This is a genomic window from Ensifer adhaerens (assembly GCF_002007205.1).
Taxonomy (GTDB): Bacteria; Pseudomonadota; Alphaproteobacteria; order Rhizobiales; family Rhizobiaceae; genus Ensifer; species Ensifer adhaerens_D.
Window position 1 is genome coordinate 17671 of sequence record NZ_LAZS01000010.1, and the last position, 26535, is coordinate 44205.

At 64.8% G+C, this 26535-nt stretch carries 22 protein-coding genes; 4 read left to right on the forward strand and 18 right to left on the reverse strand.

Features of this window, described 5'->3' with window-relative positions; all coding sequences use genetic code 11:
• Positions 1-40: 40 nt before the first annotated feature.
• The 10 genes from XB14_RS22180 to XB14_RS22225 form a co-directional block, all read right to left on the reverse strand.
• Entirely contained in the window at positions 41-1294 is a 1254-nt protein-coding gene (locus tag XB14_RS22180) for a Zn-dependent hydrolase (RefSeq protein WP_143348494.1), read from the reverse strand.
• Positions 1291-1827: an L-2-amino-thiazoline-4-carboxylic acid hydrolase gene (locus XB14_RS22185; RefSeq protein WP_077964121.1), complete on the reverse strand. Its 537-nt coding sequence runs from the start codon at positions 1825-1827 to the stop codon at positions 1291-1293. Before XB14_RS22185 ends, XB14_RS22180 begins: the two co-directional genes overlap by 4 nt.
• 206 nt (positions 1828-2033) lie before the next feature.
• The gene (locus tag XB14_RS22190; RefSeq protein WP_077964123.1) at positions 2034-4589 is read right to left on the reverse strand and encodes a fused MFS/spermidine synthase; all 2556 of its coding nucleotides are present in this window, start codon (positions 4587-4589) and stop codon (positions 2034-2036) included.
• Positions 4590-4658: 69 nt separating this feature from the next.
• Positions 4659-6242, reverse strand: coding sequence for an arylsulfatase (locus XB14_RS22195; protein WP_179119646.1), 1584 nt, complete (start codon positions 6240-6242; stop codon positions 4659-4661).
• Positions 6243-6430: 188 nt separating this feature from the next.
• Positions 6431-7813 (reverse strand): BatD family protein, encoded by a 1383-nt coding sequence (locus tag XB14_RS22200; RefSeq protein WP_179119640.1) that lies wholly within the window; start codon positions 7811-7813, stop codon positions 6431-6433.
• Positions 7810-9381, reverse strand: coding sequence for a vWA domain-containing protein (locus XB14_RS22205; RefSeq protein ID WP_077964147.1), 1572 nt, complete (start codon positions 9379-9381; stop codon positions 7810-7812). The genes XB14_RS22200 and XB14_RS22205 overlap by 4 nt, the downstream gene beginning before the upstream one ends.
• Positions 9378-10382 (reverse strand): vWA domain-containing protein, encoded by a 1005-nt coding sequence (locus XB14_RS22210; RefSeq protein WP_077964149.1) that lies wholly within the window; start codon positions 10380-10382, stop codon positions 9378-9380. The genes XB14_RS22205 and XB14_RS22210 overlap by 4 nt, the downstream gene beginning before the upstream one ends.
• Entirely contained in the window at positions 10369-10896 is a 528-nt protein-coding gene (locus XB14_RS22215) for a DUF4381 domain-containing protein (protein ID WP_077964151.1), read from the reverse strand. The genes XB14_RS22210 and XB14_RS22215 overlap by 14 nt, the downstream gene beginning before the upstream one ends.
• The gene (locus XB14_RS22220; protein WP_077964153.1) at positions 10896-11891 is read right to left on the reverse strand and encodes a DUF58 domain-containing protein; all 996 of its coding nucleotides are present in this window, start codon (positions 11889-11891) and stop codon (positions 10896-10898) included. The genes XB14_RS22215 and XB14_RS22220 overlap by 1 nt, the downstream gene beginning before the upstream one ends.
• Before the next feature lie 16 nt (positions 11892-11907).
• Positions 11908-12879, reverse strand: coding sequence for an AAA family ATPase (locus XB14_RS22225; RefSeq protein ID WP_077964155.1), 972 nt, complete (start codon positions 12877-12879; stop codon positions 11908-11910).
• A 277-nt stretch (positions 12880-13156) separates the two neighbouring features.
• On the opposite strand from XB14_RS22225, the gene XB14_RS22230 reads away from it, so the two are divergent.
• The 4 genes from XB14_RS22230 (at position 13157) to XB14_RS22245 (ending at position 17935) form a co-directional block, all read left to right on the forward strand.
• The gene (locus XB14_RS22230; RefSeq protein WP_077964762.1) at positions 13157-14122 is read left to right on the forward strand and encodes a formylglycine-generating enzyme family protein; all 966 of its coding nucleotides are present in this window, start codon (positions 13157-13159) and stop codon (positions 14120-14122) included.
• Between the two features lie 44 nt (positions 14123-14166).
• Positions 14167-15231 carry an HAD family hydrolase gene (locus XB14_RS22235; protein ID WP_327327126.1) on the forward strand — a complete coding sequence of 355 codons (1065 nt, stop codon included), beginning with the start codon at positions 14167-14169 and terminating at the stop codon, positions 15229-15231.
• Between the two features lie 437 nt (positions 15232-15668).
• A complete protein-coding gene (locus tag XB14_RS22240; RefSeq protein ID WP_143348495.1) occupies positions 15669-15929 on the forward strand; it encodes a hypothetical protein in 261 nt (86 codons plus the stop codon).
• Positions 15930-16162: 233 nt separating this feature from the next.
• Positions 16163-17935, forward strand: a complete 1773-nt coding sequence (locus tag XB14_RS22245; RefSeq protein ID WP_077964157.1) for a hypothetical protein — start codon at positions 16163-16165, stop codon at positions 17933-17935.
• 16 nt (positions 17936-17951) lie between these two features.
• Here XB14_RS22245 and XB14_RS22250 read toward each other — a convergent pair whose 3' ends face one another.
• The 8 genes from XB14_RS22250 to XB14_RS22285 all read right to left on the reverse strand — a co-directional run bounded on the left by XB14_RS22250 (position 17952) and on the right by XB14_RS22285 (position 26511).
• Positions 17952-18977 carry an NADP-dependent oxidoreductase gene (locus XB14_RS22250; protein ID WP_077964159.1) on the reverse strand — a complete coding sequence of 342 codons (1026 nt, stop codon included), beginning with the start codon at positions 18975-18977 and terminating at the stop codon, positions 17952-17954.
• 173 nt (positions 18978-19150) lie between these two features.
• Entirely contained in the window at positions 19151-20512 is a 1362-nt protein-coding gene (locus XB14_RS22255; protein ID WP_077964161.1) for an O-acetylhomoserine aminocarboxypropyltransferase/cysteine synthase family protein, read from the reverse strand.
• 45 nt (positions 20513-20557) lie between these two features.
• Positions 20558-21595, reverse strand: coding sequence for an isopenicillin N synthase family dioxygenase (locus tag XB14_RS22260; protein WP_077964163.1), 1038 nt, complete (start codon positions 21593-21595; stop codon positions 20558-20560).
• A gap of 466 nt (positions 21596-22061) precedes the next feature.
• Entirely contained in the window at positions 22062-22298 is a 237-nt protein-coding gene (locus XB14_RS22265) for a hypothetical protein (protein WP_034799160.1), read from the reverse strand.
• Positions 22299-22417: 119 nt separating this feature from the next.
• Positions 22418-23143, reverse strand: a complete 726-nt coding sequence (locus XB14_RS22270) for a TfuA-like protein (protein WP_077964167.1) — start codon at positions 23141-23143, stop codon at positions 22418-22420.
• Complete coding sequence (locus tag XB14_RS22275) at positions 23140-24369, reverse strand: YcaO-like family protein (protein ID WP_143348511.1); 1230 nt, start codon at positions 24367-24369, stop codon at positions 23140-23142. Before XB14_RS22275 ends, XB14_RS22270 begins: the two co-directional genes overlap by 4 nt.
• Before the next feature lie 25 nt (positions 24370-24394).
• Positions 24395-24616 carry a hypothetical protein gene (locus XB14_RS22280; protein WP_077964171.1) on the reverse strand — a complete coding sequence of 74 codons (222 nt, stop codon included), beginning with the start codon at positions 24614-24616 and terminating at the stop codon, positions 24395-24397.
• Between the two features lie 29 nt (positions 24617-24645).
• Positions 24646-26511, reverse strand: coding sequence for a hypothetical protein (locus XB14_RS22285; protein WP_077964173.1), 1866 nt, complete (start codon positions 26509-26511; stop codon positions 24646-24648).
• Between the last annotated feature and the right edge of the window lie 24 nt (positions 26512-26535).

The following is a 26535-nucleotide window of genomic DNA, read 5'->3' on the forward strand; positions in this document are numbered from 1 at the left end:
CCACGGCAGACGCTCTGCCGTGGGTGATTTGCCTTGACGGTCAGCGGCGGTCGATTTCCAGAATGGTCTGGAACAGGACCTCGGCGCCGCGGGCGCATTCTTCGGGCGCGGTGTATTCCGCCTCGTTGTGCGAGAGCCCGTCCTTGGAGGGCACGAAGATCATGGCGGTCGGGGTGATCGTCGCGATATGGGCGGCATCGTGACCGGCGCCGGAGACGATGTCGATCGCCGAAAAGCCCAGGGCCTGCGTGCTGGCGCGCACGGCTTCGACGATTGCCGGGTCGAAAACGACGGGCGCCTTCGACCAGATGTGATTCAAGGCGACGCCTGGTCCAGCCTTGTGGACAGCGTCCTCGAGAGCCGCCTGCATCTGATCGAGGCCTGCCTCGGACGGATGGCGCATGTCGATCTGCAGCCGAACGGAACCGGGCACGACATTGCGCGAATTGGGGCCGACCTCGGCGAAGCCGACGGTGCCGACGCCCGGCGGGTTTTGGCGGGCGATGTCGCGCACGGCAAGGACGATCTCGGCCGCGGCAACGAGCGCATCGTCGCGCTGCGCCATTGGTGTGCTGCCCGCATGGGCCTCGGTGCCGGTGATGACGACATCGAACCAGCGCAAGCCCTGTATGCCGGAGACGACACCGATCTCGGTCGCGGACGCTTCGAGCAGCGGCCCCTGCTCGATATGGAGCTCGACATAGGCGGCGAAGGCGGCGGGATCGACATGTGCCTCGCCGCGATAGCCGATGGCGTCGAGCGCCGTGCTGACGGTTACGCCCTCGCGGTCGGTGCGCGCCTGGGCGTCATCGAGCGTAAGCGCGCCGGCAAAGACGCCGGAGCCCAGCATCGCCGGCGAGAAGCGGGAGCCTTCCTCGTTGGTCCAGTTGACGACGGTCAGGGGATGACGGAGCCGGGTAGAGCTTTCCTTGAGGGTACGCAGAATTTCGACCCCGGCAAGCACACCAAGGATGCCGTCGAACCGCCCGCCCTGCGGCTGCGTGTCGAGATGGCTGCCGACGGCGATCGCCGGCAACGACATGTCCTCGCCGGCATAGGTGGCAAAGATATTGCCGATGCCGTCGACCTCGACCGTGCAGCCGAGCGCCCGGCATTCGGAGACGAACCAGTCGCGGACCTGCCGGTCCTCCTCGGTCAAGGTCAGGCGGGTGACCCCGCCCTTGTCCGCGGCACCGAAGCGCGCGGTCGAGACGATGTCGGACCACAGCCGGTTGCCGTTCGTCGCCGGCGTGTTGATGCGCCGCACTTCGGCGCGCAAGACTTCTGCACTCATTTCGACTGCTCCGGCGCATCCTTGTTGAGCCGGTAGCGGAAATCGCAATGGGAAGCACCCTGCATCACCGTCTGCGTGCGCTCCAGCGTAATGCGTGGGTCGTAGCCGGTGCAGAAGACGCCGTCGCGGTTGCACGACAGCAGATGTCCGATATGGCCGAGCCCCATCTCGCGATAGGTCTCGGCGTAGCGACAGCGCTTGACGTTGTAGTGGAATTCGTCGTCCGTCGCCTTGGTGACCTCGATGACCAGCGCGTCGTCCTGGGTCCAGAGATCCTGCAGCTCCTGGAAGGTGCGCAGGTTGGTGCCGCCGGGCGTCTTGGCGGCGAAGGTCCTGCCGGCTTCGATCGCCGCCTGGGTGATCGCCTTGTCGAGGATCGCCTGGGCGCGTTCCTCGCCGATTTCCTCGCGCATCGCCTCATAGATCGGCGCGATGATGCCGGCCTCGATACGGCGGCGCGCGAGAATGCCGATCTCGCCATCCATCGCCGCGCGCGAGTTGGCGTCTGGGTTGGGTTTGTCCGTCTTTTCCATGGAAATGCCTCCCTGTCTGCCATAGGGCAGAGCAACAGGAAGAGGATACTACGCCGGCGATGCCTTCGTGTTGCAAATCCGTACCGGAGTGATCCGGCCCCGTGCAAATAATTTGCGCCATCCTCGCTTTGTGCAGGAATCGTTCCCGCCCATCGACGCAAAGTGCGAAGCTGAGGGGTGTCGCGCACGGAATCGGCGACGCGCCGTCACCGTTCGCTGTTCGGTACGAACCAGCGATAATAGGGATTGTCCGGCTCCACGCGCATCAGCAGTTCCATGTCGCGCGCCCATTCGTCTCGATAGCCGGCATAGGCGTTGAGCGAGGCCTGATAGAAGAGCATCAGCCGGTTGTGGGCGTCCGATACGGATTTTTCGAGCGCCGCGTCCGCGCCGATGAGCGGAGCCTTGCTGCGCAGGGCAACGAGGGCCGGAAGCGTGCGCTGCAATTCGTCGGGGCGAACCCAGCTTGCATATTCGATCCGGGGCTGGTCGTCGGTGACGGGCAGGGCGGAACCGGCATAGCGCTCCAGCCCGGCGCGGTCGGTCATCCAGGTCGCGAGCAGGTCGGCCGGTCCGGAAATGCCGACCTCGCCAAGCGCTGCGGCAAGCGTCGGGTCGGAGAGCCGCGCGGCGATGCGGGAAGCGTCAAGCTCCTGCTGCTCGACGGAGCCGATCAGCAGCATCTCGTGCAGTTCCGTTGACCAGAGCGTCGCATGCGGGAAACTGTCGAGGAAGCTGCGCACGAGCGCACGGGTGTCCTCGTCGTTCTGAGTGGCGATCGGCAGCCATTGCGCGACAAGCCCGTTCGGCGCGAGGCGCTCACGCGCCAGGCGATAGAAGTCGGACGAGTAGAGGTTGACCACGCCGGCGGCCGAGGGCGGCGGCGGTTCGAGCGTGATCAGATCGTAGCGGGATTGGCTCCGCATCAGTTCGCGCCGGCCGTCGGCTACGCGCACGTCGAGACGGCTATCGCCAGCCGCATTGAAGTTGCCGGCAAAGAGCGTCGAGGCGCGGGCGACCGAGGGCAGGAGTTCGGCGGCAACGCGCCGGTCAAGGCCTGGATAGGCGAGCAGCGCACCGGCGGTGATGCCGGTACCGAGACCGATGACCAGAGCCGATTTCGGCTCGCCCTTGTGGATGACGAGCGGCAGTAGCGCCTGCAGCCGCATGTAGCGCAGCGACGGCATGGCATCGCCGGTGTTGGAAACGCCCTGGATGTAGAGGCGGCGGAAGCGGCGGTCGGGCTGCCCCTGCTCGATGACGGCGACGGTCGCGCCGAGGCCTTCCTCATAGGAAACGATCGTGCCGCTGCCGCGCGAAAGGTTGAGCAGGTTTGCCAGTCGGTCCGACGGCACGAGGATGGCGATCAGGACGGTGAGCGCGCCGAGGGCCGGTGCGAGAAACCGTCGGCCAACCCGGCCGGTCCGACCGCGGCTGACGGCGACGAGGCCGATGGCCGCTGCGGCAATGGCGAGGACGGAGAAACTTCGGATAATCCCGAGAGACGGGATCAGCACGAAGCCGGCCAGAAGCGTGCCTAGGATGCCGCCAAACGTGTTTAAGGCAAGAACCCGGCCCGTGTCGCGGCCAGCATGTTCGGGATCAACCGCGAGCCTGAGGGCGACCGGGAAGGCGGCACCGAGGATCAGTGTCGGGAGGAAAACGATGGTCAGTGCCGCGACGAGGAAGCGCGCGCACATGCCGGCAAAGATGCTGCCGGTGATGTCTGCAACAGTGGCCTCAGCGCTGGTCTGCAGCGCCGTCAGCCAGGGGCCAAGCAGCGCAAGTTCGGCCAGCGCGACCAGGCCGGCGAGCGTGATCAGCAGGCCGAAAGTGCCCCAGGGATCGGAGAGCCGCTCGGTCCGGCGCGCAAAAAGGGCAGCGCCGAGCGCGAGACCGGCGAGATAGGTGGCAAGCACCACCGAAAAGGCGAAGGAGCGGGTGGAGATGAACTGCACGATCGCCTGCGACCAGGCCACTTCATAGCCAAGGGCGATACCGCCGGCGATGGCATAAAGAATGAGTGCTAGCCGCGAACCGCCGGTGGCACGCATCTCTGCGGCTTGCCTTTCTCGAACCGGCTCGCGAGCGGCCGGCATGTTCAGCGAAAGCGCGATGGCCGCGGCGACAAGCCCGAGCCCTGCGGCTGCAAGCCCGGTCGCGCGAACGCCGAGCGCGGGAATGAGGACAAAGGAGACCGCAAGGCAGCCGACGATGGCGCCGAGCGTGTTGGCGGCGTAGAGCCGGCCGCCCTTTGCTGCGACACCGCCTGGAGCCGCGTTCAACGCCCGCAGGAGGACCGGCAGGGTGCCTCCCATCAGGAAAGCGGGCGTCGCGACGATCAGGATCAGCAATCCCCAGGCGGCCAGCGGGCTTGTGCCCTCGACCGCGACGAAGAGCGGCGCGATACCCGAGAGGATGAAGGTAGTGCCGGCACCGAGCACGGCGACCCCGGCCTCGAGCAGGGCATAGAGGCGGAGCGGCTGGCGGGAACGCTCGCCCGCGCGGCCAAGGGCAAAGCTGCCGAGGGCAAGGCCGAGGAAGAAGGCGCTGACCCCGGTGCTGACCGCGTGGACATCGACGCCGGTTATCAGCGAGAGCTGCTTGATCCAGAGAACCTGGAAGACCAGTGCGGCGGTGCCGGAGAGGAAGAGCATGAAGGCGGCGATTGCCGGAGTGAAGTGCGACCGCTTTGCCGCCAAGGCGTCTTTGTTCGACTGCTGGAAGGCCACCGTGCGAGCAGGCGGAACGTTCTTCGTCATTGCGGCACGCCATCTCTTAGCAAGGGCAAGAAGAGAAAGGCGGCGCAGGGCGCGCCGCCTCCGATATTGTTATTGGGCCGGTTGCGATTTCGCCAGGATCTCGTCGATCTTCTGGTGGACGCTCTCTTCGACCTGATCGACCGAGAAGCTCGCGGGCTTCTGGCTCGGTGGATACTCAACGAAGGTTTCGAGGAATGCCGCTGATTTTCCCACTGCCTGGGCGAAGAGATAAGCGTTCTTCGTCCGCCAGTCGTTGTACTGATCGGAGACGGTGTCGGCCCGCTCATAGGGGTCCATGCGCAGGTTGAAGATCTTCGGAACGCGAAGGCACGTGAATGGATCCTGCCAGACGTCGAAGCCGCCGGGCTTGCGCATTTCGCAGAAGACGGCCTTCCAGTTGTCCCAGCGCATGCCGACTAGCTTGGCGTCGTCGTTGAAGTAGTAGAATTCCTTGCGCGCCCCCTTCGGCTGTTCACCGGTGAGGTAGGGCAACTGGTTGTAGCCGTCGAGATGCACCTTGAAGGTTTTGCCACCCAGGTCGGTGCCCTTCAACAGGCGCTCCTTGACGTCCTTGTCGCCGGCAGCGGCAAGCAGCGTCGGGAACCAGTCGAGACCGGAGAACATCTCGCTGGAGGTGCCTGGCTTGATCTTGCCAGGCCAGCGGATCATAGCCGGCACACGGAAGGCGCCTTCCCAGTTCGAGTCCTTCTCGCTGCGGAACGGCGTGGTCGCCGCATCCGGCCAGGAGAACTGGTTCGGACCGTTGTCGGTTGTGTAGACGACGATGGTGTTGTCGGCGATCTTCAATTCGTCGAGCAGGTCGAGCAGCTTGCCGACGTCATTGTCGTGCTCGATCATGCCATCGGCGTAGTCGTTGCCGGGCATGCCGCTCTGGCCCTTGTACTGGTCGCGCACATGGGTGAACAGGTGCATACGTGTGGTGTTCATCCAGGTGAAGAACGGCTTTTTCTCGGCAGTCTGCTTCTTGATGAACTCTATCGCGGCGCCCGTCGTCTCGTCGTCGATGGTCTCCATGCGCTTGGAATTGAGCGCGCCGGTATCCTCGACCTTGCCGTCGGCGAAGGAGTGCAGCACGCCGCGCGGTGCATAGGATTTCAGGAAGGCCGGATCATCTTTCGGCCAATAGGGGCGTTCCGGTTCTTCCTCGGCGTTCAGGTGATAGAGATTGCCGAAGAACTCGTCGAAGCCGTGTGCCGTCGGCAGGAAGCGGTCCTGGTCGCCCAGATGGTTCTTGCCGAACTGGCCGGTGGCGTAGCCAAGCGGCTTCAGCGCCTGGGCGATCGTCACGTCGCGGTCCTGGATGCCGACCGGGGCTCCGGGAACGCCGACCTTTGACATGCCCGTGCGCAGCACCGTCTGGCCGGTGATGAAGGTGGAACGGCCGGCCGTGCAGCTGTTCTCCGCATAGTAGTCGGTGAACATCAGGCCGTCCCGGGCGATCCGATCGATGTTCGGTGTCTTGTAGCCGACGACACCGAAGGAATAGGCGCTGATATTAGTCTGGCCGATATCGTCGCCGAAGATGACGAGGATGTTGGGCTTCGCCGCATCCTGTGCGACAGCCGGCAGCGCGGAGGCGGAAATTGTCGACATCAGCACGGTACCGGCCAGCGCCAGCGCTTTCGGCTTCATCGTTCGCCCGACGGTACACGCGGCGAGCCGCCCAAACCTGTTCTTCAAATCGATACTCATTCATGTCTCCCTGAGGCAGCACGCAATCGCTCTCGGAATGCAGCAGGTTTCGAGTCTACCGATGCAATTTCCGCGGGATTCCGGCTGCGTGTAAGTACGTAACGGTTACGAAGGCGGGTGAATCAGGCCTAGCCGGCGCCTCTGAGGCGCCTCGGCGGCGCGGCCTCCAGTCCGGGATTGAGATCGGGCAGGTCGGATTCCGGGCCACCGCCGTCGTCGGCGGATTCCGTCAGCCAGCGTTGCCTTGCCGCCTTCAGGCCACCGCGCAACCGCGTGTAATCGGGCCCGGCCTTTTGGGAATGGGCGTTGCCATAGCGGCTCCGGCGGTAGTCGGCAAACGCGTTGGCCGTCGCCGGATCGGCAAATTTTTCGAGCCAGCGCGAGAGCGGCGCGTTGCCGGTCCCGCGCGACCAGCGGTCGAGCGCGGCCTCCAGCCTAGTCGCGTCGTGGTCGCGACAGGCGTCGAGGACATGGCGAAAGGCGGTCGCCTCCGATAACGCCCTTTGCTTGAATGCGGTCTCCAGGCGGGTTTCGAGCCGGCCGGAAAGATTGGCGGCCAGCTGGATAAGGGCTGCGAGCGCAACGACCGATGCTGCGATGCCGAGCCACCACAGCCAGTCGAAAGGCTCCTCCGTGGTCGGCGGCGCCGGTGGGGCGAGTGCGGGCGTGGCCGCCGGAGCCGCGCCGACGTTGACAGTCGCGCCCGCCGCTTCGGCTGTCTGCATCGACCCGTTCGCCGGGTTGAACCAGGGCAGGCTGATTGTCGGAAGCGAGTAGGTGCCGGGCTTTGCAAAGACGTAGGTCGCCACGTCCTTGCGCAGTCCCGCCGTGATATCCCCGCGTGACGTGCGTTCCTCCGAAAGCACCGGATCGTGCCGGTAGAGCTGCACATTCGCCGGGGTGTCGAAGGTCGGCTCGGGGATCATCATCGGCGCGAGGCCGGCGGCACGGATGGTGACGGTCCGCACCAGGGCGTCGCCCGCATGCAAGCCTGCGGGATCGCGGTCGAAAGTCTGGGTAATGGTGATCTCTCCGGCCGTCACGCCAGGCGTTCCGACTTCGCCACCGGGAACGGCCGCGACCGTGAACTTGAGTGATGGCAATGTCACCTGCCCCTGGCTCGTCTGGCCGGGCACGGCGGCATAGCCGAACGGAATGACCGCGGCAGGCAGGGCATAATCACCGGGCGCCTGCGGTGTGATGACGTAGGTCTTGCGGATCCCGGAGAAGGCCTCGCCGTTGACGGTTTCGTTGAGGTTCAAGCCGCGATCGTCGGGCATGGTGACCACGGTGCCGGGAAGATCGAACAGGGGAAATTGCGGCGGCGAGAGGAAGTAGTTGGGCACGAAGACGTCGACGTCGACCTCTATTTGCTGGCCGGCGTAGATCGTGCCCTTGGTCGTAAGCGTGGCGCGCGCAAACGGATCGGCGGCGATGGCAACACCTGCAAGCGAGAGCGACAGGCCGAGGAACCAGAGGAGCAGGCGCGGCAGCGCGGAGAGGGCGGTCACGGTGCCGTCTCCTTTGCTTCGATCGCAAACTTTCGCGCCAGCAATTCGGCGGGCGACACCTGGATGTTGCGCATCCACATGTCGGCGGTCTGCGGTCCGCCCTGAACGGTGGCCTCCGTCCCTTTCTTGCCCTTGTCGTCGAACTGGACCTGGTCCGGGTCGATGCCCGCCTGTTCCTGCTGTGCGTCCTGCTCCTGCTTGTCCTTGTCGGCCTTGCGCTTCCTGGCGATCTCGAGGTTCTTCTTGGCGTCGGGCCAGTCGGGACGGCGCTTCAACGCCTGTTCATAGGCGGCGATCGCTTCCTCGGCCTTGTCGAGGTGCAGGAGGGCATTGCCCTGATTGTAGTAGCTTTCGGCCGTATCGCTCTCGGCAAAGGCGTCGATCGCATCCTGGAAACGACCGGCGCGGTAGAGCGCTGCGCCACGCCAGTCGGGTTCCGCGAATTCTTCGGACGCGCCCTGAAAATCGCCCTGTTCGAAGGCGCGGCGGCCTTGCTGGTCCGGCGTCAGCCAGAGGTCGAGAAAGCGGTTGTCCGCCGCTTCCGCGCGTTCGTTGCCGATGAGCAGAGTGGCGGCGAGCAGATAGACGGCCCAGCGTATGGTCCAGCCGCGCCGGAACCAGAAGAGGCCGAAGACGGCAATCGGGATCGTCAGCCGCCAGCCGAGATCGTGCCAGCGCGTCAGCCCCTCGGCGGTCTTAGCAGCAAAGTTCGTCTGGATGCGCCGGATGATCCAGCTGACGTCAGCATCGTCGGACGTTATGGTCGCAACCTCGGCCGTGGATGCGGATTGCAGCGCCTTCAGGCCGTCGATATCGAGTTTCGCCCTGACATGGGCACCGGTCGCGTCGGTCAGGAAGCCGCCGTCCGCCGTCTTGACCGGTCCGCCCTCGGCCGTGCCGATGCCGAGCACCATCAACGCGTTGCGCCCCTGATACTGGCCGAAGGCCTCGAAGGCCGAACGTTCGACGCCGTCGGTCATGAAGAGGATGGTGCCGGGAACCGTTTCGTTGGCGAGCGCCTTTTCGACTTCCTGCAGAGCCTTGGCCGTGTCCTTGCCGTCGACGGGCATGATCTGAGGCGAAAGCGCGGCGAGATAGGTCTTGACCAGCGCGGCATCGTCGCTGAGCGGCAGCACCATGTGGGCGGAGCCGGCATAGGCGAACAGGGCGGTGCGCGAGCCCTTCCTGAGGTTGAGAATATCCTGGACCTTCAGCTTGGCGCGTTCGAGCCGTGTCGGCGAGATGTCGGTCGCGTTCATCGTCGGGTTGAGGTCTATGGCGATCGCCAGCGGTGCCGTGTCTTCGACGAAAGGCGGCCGCTCGCGCTGCCAGGTCGGGCCGGCGGCCGCGATCGCCGCGACGGCAATCAGTGCCGCGGTGATGTGCACCGGCTGGAAACGTCGTTTTCCGCCCTTGTCGATCAGCAGATGATCGAGCAGGTGCGGTGCGATCATGTCCTGCCATTGCGAGCGGACATCGCCACGCCGGGTGACGAGATAGATCAGCAGCGGGACGGCGGTGAGCGCCAGCAGCCAGAGCGGCCTCAGAAAGTGGAAATCCGCGATCATGGCGCTGCCTCCCGGCGCTGGCGACGGTCGCCGAGCGAGGACAGGAGCCACATGGCGGCGTGATAGGCGAGCACCAGCAGGAGTGCCGCACCCAGTGGATAGTAGTAGAGCTCGATGCGCGGCCGCCAGGAGAGCGTCTTCTGGTTTGCCGGCGTCAACTGGTCGAGCAATTGGTAGATGTTCTGCAGGCTAGCCTGATCCTGGCCGAAGAAGTAGCGCCCCTTCGTCGCCTCGGCGATCTGCTGGAGGGCTGCAGTGTCGAGCTTCTGCTCTCCTTCCGCATTGGGATCGCCGATGCCGACCGCGTGGATCACCACCTTTCGCTCGGCGGCGATGCCGGCGGCCTTGTCGGGCGGCATCTTGCTGGCGGTGTCGTTGCCGTCGGTCAAGAGGATCATCACCTTGTCCGGCGCGGTGCTGGCATCGAACATCTTGATCGCAAGCCCGATGGCGTCCCCGACGGCGGTGCGGGGCCCGGCCATGCCCGGCAGGCTGTCGGCCAGCATCAGCTTGACGGTCTTGTGGTCGAGCGTAAACGGCACCAGCGGATAGGGCGCATCGCCGAAGGCGATCAGGCCGAGCCGGTCGTTCGGCCGCCGGTCGATGAACTCGGCGACCACCTTTTGCACCGCTTCGGCGCGGGTCTGAAGGTTGCCGGAGGGATCGCGAAAGTCGCGCGTGTCCATGGATTGCGACAGATCGATCGCCAGCATCAGGTCGCGCTGCGGCTCGGTCTTCTCGATCGGCGGCTCGACATATTGCGGCCGTGCCAGCGCCAGCACGATCAGCGTCCAGCAGATAGGCGCGATCACCTTCTGGCCGAGATTGGTCCTCGGGACGACGGAGCCTTCGGTCGGGCCGAGATTGGCGGCCGCGGTGATGTCCTTGAAGAACGGCACCCTGACGGCGGCCGACTGCTCGCGATAGGGCGGCAGCAGCCACCAGACGAGGAACGGCAGCGGCAGAAGGATCAGCGCCCAGGCGTAGTCAAGCACGTACATGGTGCGCCTCGATCCAGTGACGTGCCGCAGCGGCATAGGCCCGCGCTTCGGGTTCCGGAACCGTGGCGAGCGCCTGGCTGCCGCGATATTCGGCCTCCTCGAAGAAACGGGCCGAGGCGATCGGAAAGACGGGGCCGCCGGAATGGGCGTCGAGGAACCCGGTCCAGCCGGTGCCGTAGAGGCCGGCAACGGATTCGCGCGGCCAGATCGATAGCGCGGTCCGCTTCAAGAGGACGGGCAGCGCGACGAGCGCTTCGCCGCGGGTCGTCGCCGCCGCAAGTCCTGCCTCGATCTTCCTGAGGTCCGCGAGCGCTTCGCGGCGGTAGCGGTTGGCCTCCCAGCGCCGGTACCAGCGCCAGCAGGCAAGGGCAATCAGCAGCAATATGAAGCAGCCGAGCGCTGCCCACGCCGGCGTCTGCGGCATCATCGAGACAGGCTGAGGCAAGGCGATATCCGCGAGCCCCCGAAGGGCGGCGTCGAGCAGCGGGTCTTTCGCAGGTGCCGCCGTCGCCATTATCGCCTCCGCTGCCGGCTGGCGAGCTGGCCGAGCATCGTGCGCAGCTGCGGCGCCACCTCTTCGGCCGCAGATATCGGCAGCATCGGCAGGCCGAGTTCCTCCTGCCAGGCGCGCAGCGCCCGCCCGCGCTTACGGGCAAAACTGTCGATCGCTTCACGCACATTGCCGTGGCCGAACTGCACTTCGGCCTGAAGCAGCCCGCCGCTGAAGACGATATCACCCTTGCGCGGCAGTTCGAGCAGGAAGGGATCGTAGATCAGAACGGAGATCACGTCGTTGTGGGCCGAGAGCTTCAGCAGCATGTCGCGTGTTTCGAGGCTGTAGCCGTCGAAATCGCTGATGACGATGATCAGGTGATCGTGCCGGGCGATGTTGGCGACGGTCGTCAGCACGACGTCGAGCTGCTCGGCCCCATGCGGCGCCTGCGAACCGGCCTGCAGCGCGGTGTTGTGGCGAACGATACTATCGGCGAGGCGGATCACCGCTTCGCGGCTGCGATAGGGGCGCACCTCGGTAACCTCCTCGTCGCCGAAGACGAAGCCGCCGACGCGATCGCCGAGTGCGAGCACGCGCCAGGCGGAAAGCGCTGCCACTTCTGCCGCAGCGACCGACTTCATCGCGCGACGGCTGCCGAAGAACATGTTGATGCGCTGGTCGACGAGGATGAGCGCCGGCCGGTCCTTCTCTTCGTCATAGACGCGGACGACCGGCTTGCCGGTCCGCGCCGTCACCCGCCAGTCGATCGCGCGGATGTCGTCGCCGGGCAGGTAGTTGCGCAGTTCCTCGAAGGAAAGCCCGCGGCCGCGCATGCGCGATTCATGGCGCCCGGCAAGCAGGCGGCGTACCGGTGCCTTGCGCAGGAACGTCAGGTCGCGGGCCATCGCCTCAAGGCCGACCAGCGCGTCCACGGACGTGTAGACGCCGGTCGTTTCGGTGGCGCGGGGCTTTATGATGCCGCGGGAACGGGCGAGAGCCGGCAGGGATATGGCCATCGGCGAACCTCCATCCTCAGGCGACCGCGACGAGTTCGACGATGCGGTCGATCACCTGGTTGGCGGTGGTGCCGCCGGCATGCGCCTCGTAGGAAAGCACCAGCCGGTGGCGAAAGACGTCGTGCACGGTCGCCTGCACGTCGTCTGGCGTGACGAAATCGCGGCCGTTCATCCAGGCATGCGCCCGCGACACCTTGTCGAGGCCAATGACGCCGCGCGGGCTGACGCCGACCTGAAGCCACTTGGCCAGCTCCTTGTCGACCTTGTCCGGGTAGCGGGTCGCCATGACCAGCGCGACGATGTAGTTCTCGATCGCCTCGGACACGGTGATCGCCGAGATTTCCTTGCGGGCCGCAAAGACCGCGTCCTGGGCAAGCTTCTCGCTCGCATGGTTGTTGGACTTGGCGTGGGTTTCCTCCGAACGCACGAGCCGCATGATATCGGCTTCCGAGGCAGCGTCCGGATAGTCCACCTGGATGTGCATGAGGAAGCGGTCGAGCTGGGCCTCCGGCAGCGGATAGGTGCCTTCCTGCTCGATCGGGTTCTGGGTCGCCATGACCAGGAAGAGGTCGGGCAGCGCATGGCTCTTGCCGCCGATCGTGACCTGGCGTTCCTCCATCGCCTCGAGCAGCGCCGACTGCACCTTGGCCGGCGCACGGTTCACCTCGTCGGCGAGAATGAGATTGGCGAAGATGGGCCCTTCCTGGAATTGGAACGCGCCCTTGCCGCCCTCGGAAAAGTAGACTTCGGAGCCGGTGATGTCGGCGGGCAAGAGGTCGGGCGTGAATTGGATGCGGGAGAGCTCGGCGTCGAGGTTCTTGGCCATGCTCTTGATCGCCCGGGTTTTCGCAAGTCCGGGCAGGCCCTCGACCAGCAGATGGCCGTTGCTGAGTAGCCCCAGCAGCAAGCGCTCGATCATGCCCTCCTGGCCGATGATCGCTTCGCCGATGCGCTTGCCGAGTTGCTGGATATCGTCGCGTGCACCCATGAGGCCCTGCTCCCTTGCCTGCCGGCAACATCAGTCTTCATGAACTTTCGCCAGAGCTTATTGTTAAATCAGGCCAATTGGAAAGCACGTAACAGTAACGAAAGCCTGAGCGGCGATGGCGGCACACTCTACGACACGCAGCTTGCGATCCCGAAGGCTTCGGGCGATTGCGTAACGGTTACGTACTTTGGCCAGCGAGCATTTGGCGCTAACTTGCCTTCTGCCGTTCGCATGTTCGGTTGCCGACGGTGCCCAGGGAGATGAGAGCCATATGCAAATGTCCCCGAAAATACCCCTCGTCGACGAAACGCCGGCGGCGATCAGCGCCCGCGAGCAAGTCTGGATCGAGGGCGGGACCTTCCTCATGGGCTCGGACAGGCACTATCCGGAGGAAGCGCCTGCCCATCCGGTGAAAGTCGACGGCTTCTGGATCGATGTCACGCCCGTCACCAACCGGCAGTTTGCCGCCTTCGTCGAGGCGACCGGTTACGTGACCGAGGCGGAGAAGGCGCCGGACCCGAAAGACTATCCCGGTGCCTTGCCGGAAATGATGCGGGCGGGCTCGGTGATCTTCGATCCGCCAAAGCGGGTGACCAGCAACAGTCCGTCGCAATGGTGGAACTTCAAGTTCGGCGCCGATTGGCGACGGCCCTACGGGCGGCAGAGCAACATCCGCGGCAAGCTCGACCATCCGGTCGTGCAGGTCTCCTATCTCGACGCCAAGGCCTATGCCGCATGGGCGGGAAAGGACCTGCCGACGGAAGCCGAATGGGAGTTTGCCGCCAAAGGCGGGCTCGAAGGCGCGGAATTTGCCTGGGGAGACGAACTGGTGCCCGAGGGACGCTTCATGGCGAACACCTGGCACGGCATGTTCCCAACCGAAAACCTGAAGCCCGACGGTTTCGAGCGGACCTCGCCGGTCGCGAGCTTTCCCGCCAATGGCTACGGCCTCTACGACATGATCGGCAACACCTGGGAGTGGACCAGCGACTACTGGTCGACCCGTCACCCGGCACCGGCGCAAAAGAGCTGCTGCATTCCCGCCAACCCGCGCGGTGGCGACCGGGAAGCGAGCTTCGACCCGCGGCAGCCGACGATCCATATCGCCCGTCGCGTCGTGAAAGGCGGATCGCATCTCTGCGCGCCCAACTATTGCCGCCGCTACCGGCCGGCGGCGCGCCATGCGCATGAGGAAAACGCGGCGACGACCCATATCGGGTTCCGCTGCGTTCGGCGGCCCTGATCCGGCCGGAGGACTTGAAAATCGTTCCGCCAGGAGGATGGATGATGATGGCAACAGCGATGCGTTCCGGTTCCGTGCCGGACGAAAATGCCCGCAGGCCGCGGCGCCGCTCGGGGTTGGCCGGTCTGCTGCTTCTGTTCGCCGCGGCCTTCGCGCCGCCTGCTGCCCTCGTCGCGGCTGATGCGCCCGCCGACAGCCTCCCCTCCTGGAACGATGGCGAGGCGAAAGCCGAGATCGTCGATTTCGTCACGCGGGTCACCAGCGAGGGCAGCGCCGACTTCGTGGCACCGGCGGAGCGGATCGCAGTCTTCGACAATGACGGCACGCTCTGGACCGAGCAGCCGAACTACTTCCAGGGCATGTTTGCCATCGACCGCGCCAAGGCGATGGCGCCGGAACATCCCGAGTGGAAGGACAAGGAGCCATTTGCGTCGCTGCTGAAGGGTGACATGGCCGGCGTTGCCGCCGCCGGCGAGAAGGGCATCGTCGAGCTCGTGATGGCGACCCATGCCGGCATGACGACGGATGCGTTCACGAAAACGGTCAAGGATTGGTTTGCGACCGCCAGGCACCCGCGCTTCGACCGCCCCTATAACGAGATCACCTTCCTGCCGATGCGCGAGCTGCTCGATTATCTCAGGGCGAACGGCTTCAAGACCTATATCGTCTCCGGTGGCGGCATTGAGTTCATGCGGCCGATGACCGAGCAGATGTATGGTATTCCGCCGGAACAGGTCGTCGGCAGCAGCATCACCACGAAGTATGAGCTGGATGGCGACGCGCCGGTGCTGATGCGCGAGCCCAAGGTCGATTTCATCGACGATGGTGCCGGCAAGCCGGTCGGGATCAACACCTTTATCGGCCGGCGGCCGATCTTCGCCGCGGGCAATTCCGATGGCGACTACGAAATGCTGCGTTGGGTCACGGCAGGCCCAGGCCCGCGCTTCGGCCTGATCGTGCACCATACGGACGGAGAGCGCGAATGGGCCTATGACCGGCAATCGCCCGTCGGAAAGCTGGACAAGGCGATGACCGAGGCCGAGCAGAGGAACTGGCTGCTGGTCGACATGAAAAACGATTGGCGCAAGATCTACGCCTTCGAAAAGTAGGCGGGCTCAATCGCTGGCGCCGCCGTGTGCCAGCGGTCGATACCGAGCCGAAAGCCAATGGTCAGGCGCCACGTGCGGACCTTGGCGGGTCGCACCTCAAGCGGAGGGGTAAGCTGTCCGCCTATTCCTGTCGTGGTGCATTTGTCAGGATCCATGGAGTCGTGCCACCTGTCCGGCGGTGATCGCGGATTCCATCCGAATCGGCACGGGGATACCGAAGTTGCCGGCCGATCCGGGCCAATGTTACTGTTACGTACTTCCGAAAATCGATGTTCGTGCCACTTTTCGCTAAGGGGGAGAGGTGAGCGAGGGTCGGTTGGCTACCAAGCACCGACCGGCGAGCCGGTGCCCCGCCCGCAACGGTGTCTGGTCGTCAAGGACACCCCGGGGAATGTCAAAGCATGAGCATCGATTGTCGTTCAGACGGATGGTAACCCATGCCCAGCGCAGCCTCTCAAAGGGGACTTCTGAAGCTTATGCTCAAGCTGCCGGCCTTGCGCGGCCAGCTGCAATTGCTCAGCGCCAAGAACCAGTCCTTGGCAAGCCTCTGCGAAGCCTATGAGGAGGCGAGCTCGATGCTCGACCGGCAGAGGCGTCTCGCGCCTCTGGATCATTCGATCATCTCGGAGTATGAATTGATCTGTCGAGAGATCGAAGAAGAGGTCATTTCTGTCTGTATCGCCGATACGAGGACGTGAGACTAGTCCATTGTGATTAATGAACACCTCTCTTGAGCTTGTCGGTTCGACGAAAGCCCCACAAGAATTCTATGGGAATTGTCGGTACTTTCTGTTCCGATATGAAATGATTCAATTTTTTGACAAAAATATTTTGTGACGGTGCGATATTCTTCTTCCCGCAACGGGAGCTCTCGTCTAGAGTTCGCCTCGCGTTGCACTCTCTTTGGGGTTGTGGCAGTTGGGAGCGCATCATGGAAGCCAGCAGAAATGCGGGTCATATGAATTGCAGTGCCGTTGCAGAATGCGAGGCGCGAGCCGCCCTTGAGCGCATTCTTGCCGACAGCCAGTTTCACGCGACCGAGCGTCATCGCAAGCTGTTGCGATACCTGGTCGACGAGTTTTTCGCTGGCCGTTCGGGCCAGGTGAAAGCCTACACGATCGCCATAGACGTCTTCGGACGACCCGCCTCCTTCGATCCTGCGACCGATCCGATCGTGCGCGTGGAAGCTTCGCGCCTGCGCGCCGCACTGGCGCAGTACTACGAGGCGCTCGGCGAAAGAGCGGAGCTTCGGATCGAGCTGCCGAAGGGCAATTACGTGCCGCAGTTCGTGATCGGCAGCGAGTCCCTGAGGGGTCTGCCCGAAAGCGTTGCGCCGGCTGCGGAGCCGGTAGGCGAACAGCCGGCCGAACCGGCGATTGTGCCGCCCGTCGCCTCGCGCAGATTGCACCCTCTCGCTGGTATCGCCGCGCTCGGAGCCGGCGTGGTTGTCATGGCCGGCGCCTTCTACATGTCGGTTGCCGACCGCCTTCCCTGGCAACCGGTTTTCTCAGCGAAGCCGACGATCGTCGTTGACGTGCCGACGCGGCAAGGGGCCGACGACGACGTGCAGAAGAAGGCGGGGAACTATCTCGTCCACGCGCTCTCCCAGTTTTCCGCCGTCCGCACGCTCGCGCAGCCCTCGCCGGCAGGAGTGGACGTGGCGTCCATAACCGGATGGGTGCCGTCCGCGCCGCCGGTCAAGCTGGAGGGCAGCAAGGAATACAGGCTATCCATCGCCTACAGCGCCGATGAGCGCAGGCATGAGGTCTCCTGGCAGGTGATCGATGTGCAGAGCAACGAGGCCTTGAGGGCCGGCAGCTCGAAGGCGGCGCTCGGCAGCGGCGATGCGCGGGAGATTCAGGAGACGCTGCTTTCTCGTCTCGCCTTTTCTCTCGTCGGCGATGAGGGCGTCATTGTCAGCCTGGAGGCTGCGCGGCAGTTGGTGACGCCATCGATCGGTTTCGGTTGCGTACTTCAGGCGGATGTCGCGCTGGCGCGGATAGACGCGGAGGGGCTGGCTTTGGCCCGCGGCTGCCTCGAGAAAACGGTGGCCTACCAGGCCGCCGACGCCGACGTCTTGGCCAGCCTGGCGATGGTTTTGGTCGCGACCGGCGAGGCGAGTGCTGCGCCAGCGGTGGCTGAGCGTGCCCTGAACCTGGCAGACAAGGCCGTTGCGCTGGCGCCGCAATCGAGCCAGAGCTACGTCGCCCAGATGCAGGCGCGCTTTGCGGCCGGCGAGGCGGAAGCGGCGTTCATCTCCGGTCGCCGCGCGGCGGCGCTCAATCCCCTCGATGACGCCATTCCGGCGCGGCTCGGCCTGCTGCTTTTCGTCAGCGGTGCCTATTCGGAAGGGGTGAACCTGGCCCGCGCGGCGGACGCCGGCAGCGAGTATCTGCATCACGACGCCGCGCTGACCCTGGCGCTGGAAGACTATCGGAGTGGCCGCTATAGCGACGCGCTCAGGCGCGCCCGCGAGCTTGCCAACCCGGCGGACACAACCGTCAACCTTTTGCGCGTGGCATCGGCGGGCCAGCTCGGCCTGACGCGGGAAGCGACCGGCGCCATGGACGGATTGCGCCTGAGCGAACCGCGCACGACGCAGCCGTTGGAAACGGAACTGGCCGCCCGCGGCTATGCGCCGGACCTGATCGCTCTCCTTGATGACGGCCTCGCCAAGGCCGGTTTGCATCCGGCCGCGCGCTAGCAGCCGGAGCTGATGGTCAGCTTTCAGCGGCGACCCGGATCACCAGCTTGCCGAAGTTGCGGCCTTCGAGCAGGCCGATGAATGCATCCGGCGCATTCTCGATGCCGTCGACGACGTCTTCCCTGTAGCGGACCTTACCGCTTTTGATCCAGCCGGCCATCTCCTGATAGAAGGCGGGCCGCTGATCGGCGAATTCGCGCTGAATGAACCCCCTGATGAGCAGGCTCCGGCTCAGCACCTCGCGCATGACGCCAGGCAGCCGGTCACCACCGCCTTGCGCGCCGGCCGGCTGGTTGTAGTGCGCGATCAGGCCGCAGACGGGCACGCGGGCGAAGTCGTTCAACAGCGGGAACACCGCATCCCAGACATGGCCGCCGACATTCTCGAAATAGACGTCGATGCCCTTGGGGCAGGCGATTGCGAGTTGTTCGGCGAAGTCCGGCGCGCGGTGGTCGATCACCGCATCGAAGCCGAGCGTGTCGCGAACGAAGGCGCATTTGTCCGCACCGCCGGCGATTCCGACCGCACGCGCGCCCTTGATGCGGGCGATCTGGCCGACCGCCGAGCCGACGGCGCCGCTTGCAGCCGCAACGACGACTGTTTCGCCCGGGTTCGGCTTGCCGATCGTCAGCAGTCCGGCATAGGCGGTGAAGCCGGGCATGCCGAGAATGCCGAGCGCGGTCGATAGAGGCGCTGCATCCGGATCGAGCTTGCGCAGGTCAGCACCGCGCGACAGCGCATAGCTTTGCCAGCCGGAGTGGGAGAGCACGTAATCGCCATCGCTGAAATCCGGGTGGCGCGAGCGGACGACGCGGGCGACCGTGCCGCCCTCCATGACCGCGCCGATCTCCACCGGCTTGGCGTAGGAGCGTCCGGCGTTCATCCGGCCGCGCATATAGGGATCGAGCGAAAGGTAGAGGATCTTCAGGAGAACCTCGCCTTCCGCCGGCTCCGGGATTGCTGTCTCGGCGACCCGGAAATCGCTCGGCGTCGGTTTGCCGGATGGCCGGGCGGCAAGCAGGACCTGGGTGTTCTTGCTCATTGTCTTTTTCTCCCTGTCTTTGTCCCGATGCGCCGCGGCGACTGGACGCGCGACGAGGGCCTCTTTTCGCATGAAACGGAACAAAGGCCTACAGACCTGTCATGAACCGGAAACGGCTCCGCGGGCTCGCCCCTGATGGGTGAGCCCGCGGCATATTTGCGAGAACTGTGCGCTCAGGCGGCGTCGATCGCCTGCCTGAGATCCGCGATGATGTCGTCCGGATGTTCGATGCCGATCGAAAGCCTGACGTAACCGGGCGTCACTCCGGTCTTGAGCTGGTCGATTTCCGACAGCTGCGAGTGCGTCGTCGTTGCCGGATGGATGGCAAGCGAGCGGGCGTCGCCGATGTTGGCGACATGGTAGAGCAGCTTCAGTCCGTCGATGAAACGGCGTCCCGCCTCGCGGCCATCCTTCAGTTCGAAGCCGACGAGTGCGCCGTAGTGGCCGTTCCGCAGATACTTCCCGCCGCGTGCCTTTGCCTCGCCGTCCTGGAACTTCGGGAAGATCACCCGCGCCACCTTCGGGTGGGTGCGGAGGAACTCGGCCACCTTGATGGCATTCTCGTTGTGCTGCCGGATCCGGAGCGGCAGCGTTTCCAGACCCTGGATGAACTGGAAGACGTTCAGCGGGCTGATTGCGGCGCCGAGGTCGCGCAGGAGGACCGCGCGGGCGCGCAGGATATAGGGATGAAAAGCGATCGCTGCCGCCTTTTCGAGCCAGGTCTTGCCCTGGTAGCTCGGATCCGGCTCGTGCAGGTTCGGATGGCGCGCCTCATGCTCGTGCCAGGGAAACTGGCCGCTGTCGATGATCGCGCCGCCGATCGAGGTACCGTGGCCGCCGATGTACTTTGTCGTGGAGTAAACGACCACCGCCGCACCGTGATCGAAGGGACGGATCGTCAGCGGGGCCGCCGTGTTGTCGACGATCAGCGGAATGCCGAAGCGCTTGCCGATCTCGGCGACCTCGGCGATCGGAAAGACCTCCAGCTTCGGATTCGGCAGGGACTCGGCATAATAGGCACGTGTCCGGTCGTCCGTCGCCCGGGCAAACGCCTCGGGATCGGCCGCATCGACGAAACGAACCTCGATGCCGAAACTTTTCAGCGTGGCGGCAAACAGTGCCCAGGTGCCGCCATAAAGGCCGGCGGCGCTGACGACGTTGTCGCCGGCACGCGCAAGGTTCAGGAGCGCGAAGGCCGACGCCGCCTGGCCGGAGCCGAGCGCGAGCGCGGCCGCTCCACCTTCGAGTTCCGCCAGTCGCTGCTCGAAAGCGTCTTGCGTCGGGTTGGAAACGCGAGTGTAGAGATGTCCGGGAGCCTCCAGCGCAAAGAGCTTGTCGGCACCGTCGGTGCCGGGCAGCTGGTAGGAGGTCGTTTGGTAGATCGGCACGGCGACGGCGCCGCTTGCCGGATCGAAGCGATAGCTGCCGCCGTGAAGCGCCAGCGTTTCGGGATGCAGCTGACCGCCGGCTTCACGCAGACCGGTCGGCGCCTTGATCTCGGCTGCAGCTTCGTCCGGCTTTTGATGGATCGTCATGCCATTCTCCTTGGCTCTCAGGTTGATCGGCGTTGTCCGATTCAGTTAGGCGGGCACGGCCGCCTTCTGCTGTTCCAGCAGGTCGGCGTGGTGCGCGGCGGCGACATCGGGGTGCGAACGCAGCCTGGATTTCAGCACGTTGCGGCCGACTTCGTGGAAGAGCGGGTTTTGCGGGTCCTGGGTGACGCCACGGACTTCGGCCGCAAGCTGGGGCGGCAGGTCGAGCACCGGGATGGTCGAGGCGAGGTTGGCGCCGAGGAAGAAGGCAACGGAAAGCCGGTCGCCGCCGGCCGGCGGCGTGACCACCCGGTGGATATTGGCAAGCAGATAGCCGTTCGACGCCAGCTCCAGCAGCTCGCCGACATTGATGACGAAGGTGCCGCGCTTCGGCGGCGCGTCGATCCAGCCGCCCTTGCCGTCGTCGACCTGCAAGCCGCCGACGACGTCCTGCAGCAGGATGGTGACGAAGCCGCCATCCTTGTGGGCGCCCACGCCCTGGTCGCTCTCGGTCTTGTCGCGGCCGGGATAGCGGATGATCTTCAGCAGCTGGTTGGGACCGTCACGATAGATCGGTCCGAAGACATCGGGTTTCTGGCCGAGCGCTTCGGAAAAAATCTCGATCAGCCGGATGCCGAGCCCGGTCACAGCTTCGATATAGCTAAGGATCGCCGGCTTCAGCTCCGGCAAGGCGTCCGGAAACTGGTTCGGACCGACGAGCCGCTTCCACGGCGCGTCACTGGTCGCGATGTCGAGGCTTTGGCGTTCGGGGCCGAAGTCGACCTGTTCGCGCCAGTCCTGGGTGCCGCGCGTATATTCGAGGCCGGCGCGATTGTAGCCGCGGAAGTGCGGCGACTTGCGCATCTCGATCGCCAGCTTGTCATCCTCCGGCAGTGCGAAGAAGCGACGCGAAAGCGACAGAATGCCATCGATCTCCTCCTGCGGAATACCGTGACCCTCGAGATAGAAAAAGCCCACCGAGCGGGCAACGCTGCGCAGTTCGTCAAGCGCTGCGGCCCGCTCGGGATGGCCCGCCGCAAAGCGTGCGAGGTCAAGGACGGGCAGGGTTGGATGTGTCTGGCTCAAGCTGGTCTCCCTTGGTCGTTCGGGCGCCGAGGGCAGTCGGTAAAAGTGGCCCTGCCGCCGGTTCGGACATGATGGGAGCAGCCTAACCGGAGGCGGCTTATTAACTCAATATTGTCTATGGAAATTATGGACTAAATTTCAACGAAAACGCGAAGCTTGCTTTCGAACGGAATTGGCTTGCGCGAAATTTCCGTCCCGACCGGCTGATTTCCGATTTTCTCCGGGCAGTCGCCCAGGTGCAAAGACGATCATCACACCAGCGTCGAAATCCGCTGGCGCCGGCAGCAAGGGGAGGGCACACGTCGGGTCGAACAACGGCGACAACCCCGCTTCGCTTCTGGCGAAACGGGGCCATTCTGTTATTGGCTTCCGGCATCGTTCAGGTCTGCCGCTCATCCGCGAAACAGGCGATCCGCGGAGGCAGACCGTTCCCGGGATGACGGCATTCCAAGATACGTGCGAGGGCTCAGCAGCGGCCGAGGCTCGGGCGTGTCAGCAGTTCGTTGGTGAGATGCGCTCTCTGGCTGCCGCAGTCCTCGGCTTCCTTGAGCAGCGATGCCAGCGCCAGCTCGAGGCAGTATTGGACGCCTTCGACGTTGAGGGTCTTTGCGGAGTCGCGCGCATAGGTGACAAGACGAGCCAGTGCCAAGAGCTCCTTTTCCTTGTCTTCCGGTTCCACCGGTACAGCAAATGAAGATAGCATGATTTTCCCCAGCTCCCTTCGGATCGACAGATCCAGTCCAGCGTGGCTAATCATAGCGTGACTTCGCGGCAGTGCGCGTGACATGAGCGTGACACACGTTGTATCTGAAAACCGCATCCTTAAGATGAAGCGTCAGGTTGACCGAGCAACCTCTTCCACATGCTGGTAGAATTGAATTTCCAGCTTTGCGCTACAACCGTCCGTTGGGTCGGCGCGTATCGTAGCGCATCGAGCAACTGCTGTGCGTCGATACGTTTCTGGTCGACATGTTCGGTTGCCAGCAGCGTGACGAGACGGTGAGCGTCGATCCCTGCCGGCAGCGCGACGCGCGCGGCGATGCCGGCCCAATTGCGCTCCTTGTAGAACATGTCCGACGCCGTCGCGCCGATCGACGCGACCAGTTCCGGAGCAAGGGCCTGGCTATGCGAAAGGCGCTTGAGCGTCGCATCGACGTTGACGAGCGGCAGGGTCAGCGGCAGATAGCCGAGTTCGGCCGGACCGTGGATCAGCGCAACGTCGGCGTCGTCAACCCGTTCTCCTTCGGCGTATTGCCGGTAGATTTCGCCAACGCCGACCATGCCGAAGGCAGCGCATTCCGCCGCGCGAAGCGCGCCCATGCTGGCGGCGCCGAAGACCCGCACGCCCCTCGACAACGCGTACAGGATCTCCTTGTGCCAGACGGGCGCGACGTTTTCGAAGTTGCCGTCGACCAGCCCGATCGCCGTCGCGCCGTCTTCGACCGCGCGCAGGACATCGCCCTGAACGGCGGGCGGGCGGATGACGATGTCCCTATCTGCCGCCTGGCCTGCGCCCGGCAGCGTCGGGCCTATGAAGACGACGTTCATCCGACCTCCAGCGCGCGGGCGAGCGCCCGTTCTCCAAAGCGGCGCTTGCGCACGCCGTCGGGATTTTCGAGAGCCGGCACGATGACCTTGACCACGGAAAAAGGCGCAACGCCTTCCATCAGCGGGACGACGACAACCGTCCGGATGCCCGCGGCTTCGAGCCGCCGTATCACGAAATCGAGCAGCGCCTGCGGCCCGGCCGGGGTTTCGGCCGTTGCTACGGTTCTCCATTGCGGCACGGCCGCAAACAGGCGTTGCGTTTCCTCGGGCAGGTCGCGGGCGAATGTTTCAGGGAAGACGTCGTCGCGGGCGCCGCTGATATAGGTGAGCCGCGACTGGGCGGCTTCGGTCACCGCGCGGATCGCCGCGCGTCGCGCCACGGGGTGGGCGCCATGTCCGATCGTCACGTCGTGATAGCGGGGGTGCCTCGCCGACAGGATGCCCGCCTCGGCCAGGGTTGCGGCATAGCAGGGAATGCCGATGTCGCTGGTCATGTCGAACAGGCGCAGATCCAGGCCCGAAGACAGGATCCGCTTTGCCAGGTCGTCGAGAACGGGATCCCCGAAGCCTTTCGGATCGATGCAGCCACGGTGCTTGCCGCTGAGCGGCAGCATCCGCCACAGCGTTTCGGCGTCGCGCTCGATGCGCTCCAGCAATCCGTGCAGGATCGCCTCGGTCTCGGTGTTGCCTGACGCCAGACCATCGGAGGATTGCCAATAGCGGCAACCGTCGATCGTCCGGTCGAGGATTGCCGCTTCGCGGGGAACCCACGTCGTCGCGCGGTCCGAGAGATCAAAGCCGCGGAGCCAGTCGATCGTTTCGTCGTCCCGAAGATCCGCCTGTCCCGCCGCGATGAGTCCTGGAAGCGGCAGCGCCGGATCGCCGGTGTCAGACAGCGCCCGGGCGGTCGCCGTTCTTGCCTGCACCGACGGCGCGCAGGCTATCGCGCGCTCGATCGCTTCCATGGCCGCCGAAACCTTGGCGTCGATGTCGGTGATGCCTTTTCCCTGGTTGATGACGATCGATCGCGCATTGGGCGACACGGCGCTCCAAACGGGGATGCCGATCCGGTCGAGGCCGGTCAGCCGCGCAAGCCGGCTGACGCCGAGCGCCGGCAAGAACGCTTCAATCCGCCGGAAGGTTTCCTCGGGCGGGCAGGCGCGATCGCTGTATGAAAGTGCGTCGGCCGCCGGGCGGCTGAAATGCTCGTCCGGCGGCCGGCCAATTTCGGTGGCTTGTGCCACGCGCGAATTAGCCGTCCATGAACCCGCCGGAAACGGAGCCGGACGAGGCCGCGACCACGGCGAGATTGACGCCCTTATGCACCGCTGCCCCACTGCTGATGCGCAGGTCGTTGGCCGCGGCCAGCGGCCCTTGCGTCGGCTTCGCGATCTGCGAGACCGTACCCGCGTCGAGATCCGCAACCCAAAGCCTGTCGTCGCCCGCCAATCCAATCACCACTACTTTCGCCATCTGCCCCTCCTGTTGCTTGCTGTGAGAAATCAGAAGCCCGCCTTGCGCAGGCCTTCGCAATAGTGAATTCGCTGCCATTCCTCTCTAAAGGGAACGATTGCGATCCATTTGTCGAGATCGAAATCCGGGTGCACGTCGAAAGTCTTGCGGACGAACTGACGGGCCTTTTTCCGGTTGCCGAGCATGCCCCAGCTCGCCGCCGACAGGCGGTCGGCGGGCGTCGGGTCGCGCATGCGCTCGATATAGGCGATGGCCTGCTCGTATCGGCCGAGCGAGTAGCTGGCGCCGGCCGCGGTCCAGAAATATTCGTCCGGCGCAATCGGGTTGAGGTCGAGTGCCGCCTCTATCTTGCGCAGCCCGCCTTCCGGCCGCGAGGCCTGCACGAGCGTGTCGGCGTAACTCGCAATCACGTTGGCATGCTGCGGGCTCAGCGCTTCCGCCTTGTCATGGAATTCCATGCTCTCGTCGAACTGCCGGAGATAGAGCTTGACGACGCCGAGTTCGCGGTAGCCCGTCGCCAGCGTATCGTCGGCGACGACCGCGTCGCGCGCATGCCGTTCGGCAAGCGCCAGCAGTTCGGCGTCGCCACGGGCCGTCAGCAGCCATTCGACGAAGTAGCTGCGCGCAAGGCCGCTCATGGCCGGCGCGAAGTCGCCGTTCTGGTAGAGCGCCTCGCGGAAACTCTTGCGCGCGCGCCGAACCTCCGGGAGGTTGAGCTGCTTGAGATAGCGCTGTCCGAGCAGGAAGCTGCGGTAGGAGCCGACATTGGTTTCGTAGGTCTTGCGATGGCTCTCGTTGCGCTCCACCTGGCTCGCGATGGCCAGTGCGACCTGACGCGCGATTTCCCGTCGCGAGGCCATCAGTCCATCGCCGTCGAGATTGAAGCGGTCGGCCCAGATCACCTCGTCGTTGGCAAAGAAGATCAATTGCGTGAAGAGCGTCTGCCGGCTGCCTTCGTCGGTGAGGCGTGTATCGAGAATGTAGCTGATGGCGTGCTTCTGGTAGGTGTTGGCCTTGTCGGCCTGGAGGCTGATCTGCGCGGCCGTATAGGGCGCGATCACCGAAACCGAGCGAAGCGCGCAAAGCCCGATGGTCACGTCCTCGATCAATGCGCTTGCAAACTGTGTTGCCGGACTGTCGATCGCGCCGTTGTTCGGCGGCAAAAGGACGACGCGCGGCGGGCGTGTGTCGACTGCCGGCTCCGGCGTTGGTGCGAATATCGTCGAGACCGGCCGCCATTCCGGCCCGGTCGTCACAGCGCTGCTGTTGGAGACTGCCCGCGCTTCCAGGTGATTGCCTTCGAGCTGGAACGCCTGCGTCAGGATCTTGCGTACGTCCTCGTCGAGCGGGTTGCGTTCGAGCAGCCGGGTCGCGGCCGCCTTGACCAGCTTGCGATGATTGTTCGTCGCATCTGCTGCCGCGAGAACCAGGCTTTCGCGCAGCAGCGCCATGTGCTCGCCCCGCTGCCGCTCGATCCAGCCATGCAGCGCCTGGCCCTGGGATTTCAGGTCCTTGAGGAAGTCTTCCTGGAAGGTTTCGGCCGCCCACTGGAGGCGGGAAAGCGGATCGCCCGCCTCGTGCCCGATGGCATCCAAATCGCTCTTAAGCCGGGTGGCGTCGAGACGCACCGCCGACGGCGAGAAACTCAGAAAGTGACAGCCGAGCTCTTCCTGGCGCGCGCTGATGCGGGAGATCGTCTGGCGCAGATTGACGAAGGCCTGGCTCGGGACGATCTCGTCCCATAGGAGCTTGGCGATTTCGTTTCTGGACTGCTCGCTGTGGCCACCGATGATCAGATGACACAGGATCAGCAGACCCTTTTCCGGGAACGCGATCTCACGCCCGCCGCCATCGACGAGCCGCAAGCGCCCGAGGGTCTGCAGTCTGAATGTCATCCGGTCATTCCTGTCGGGCGCGGG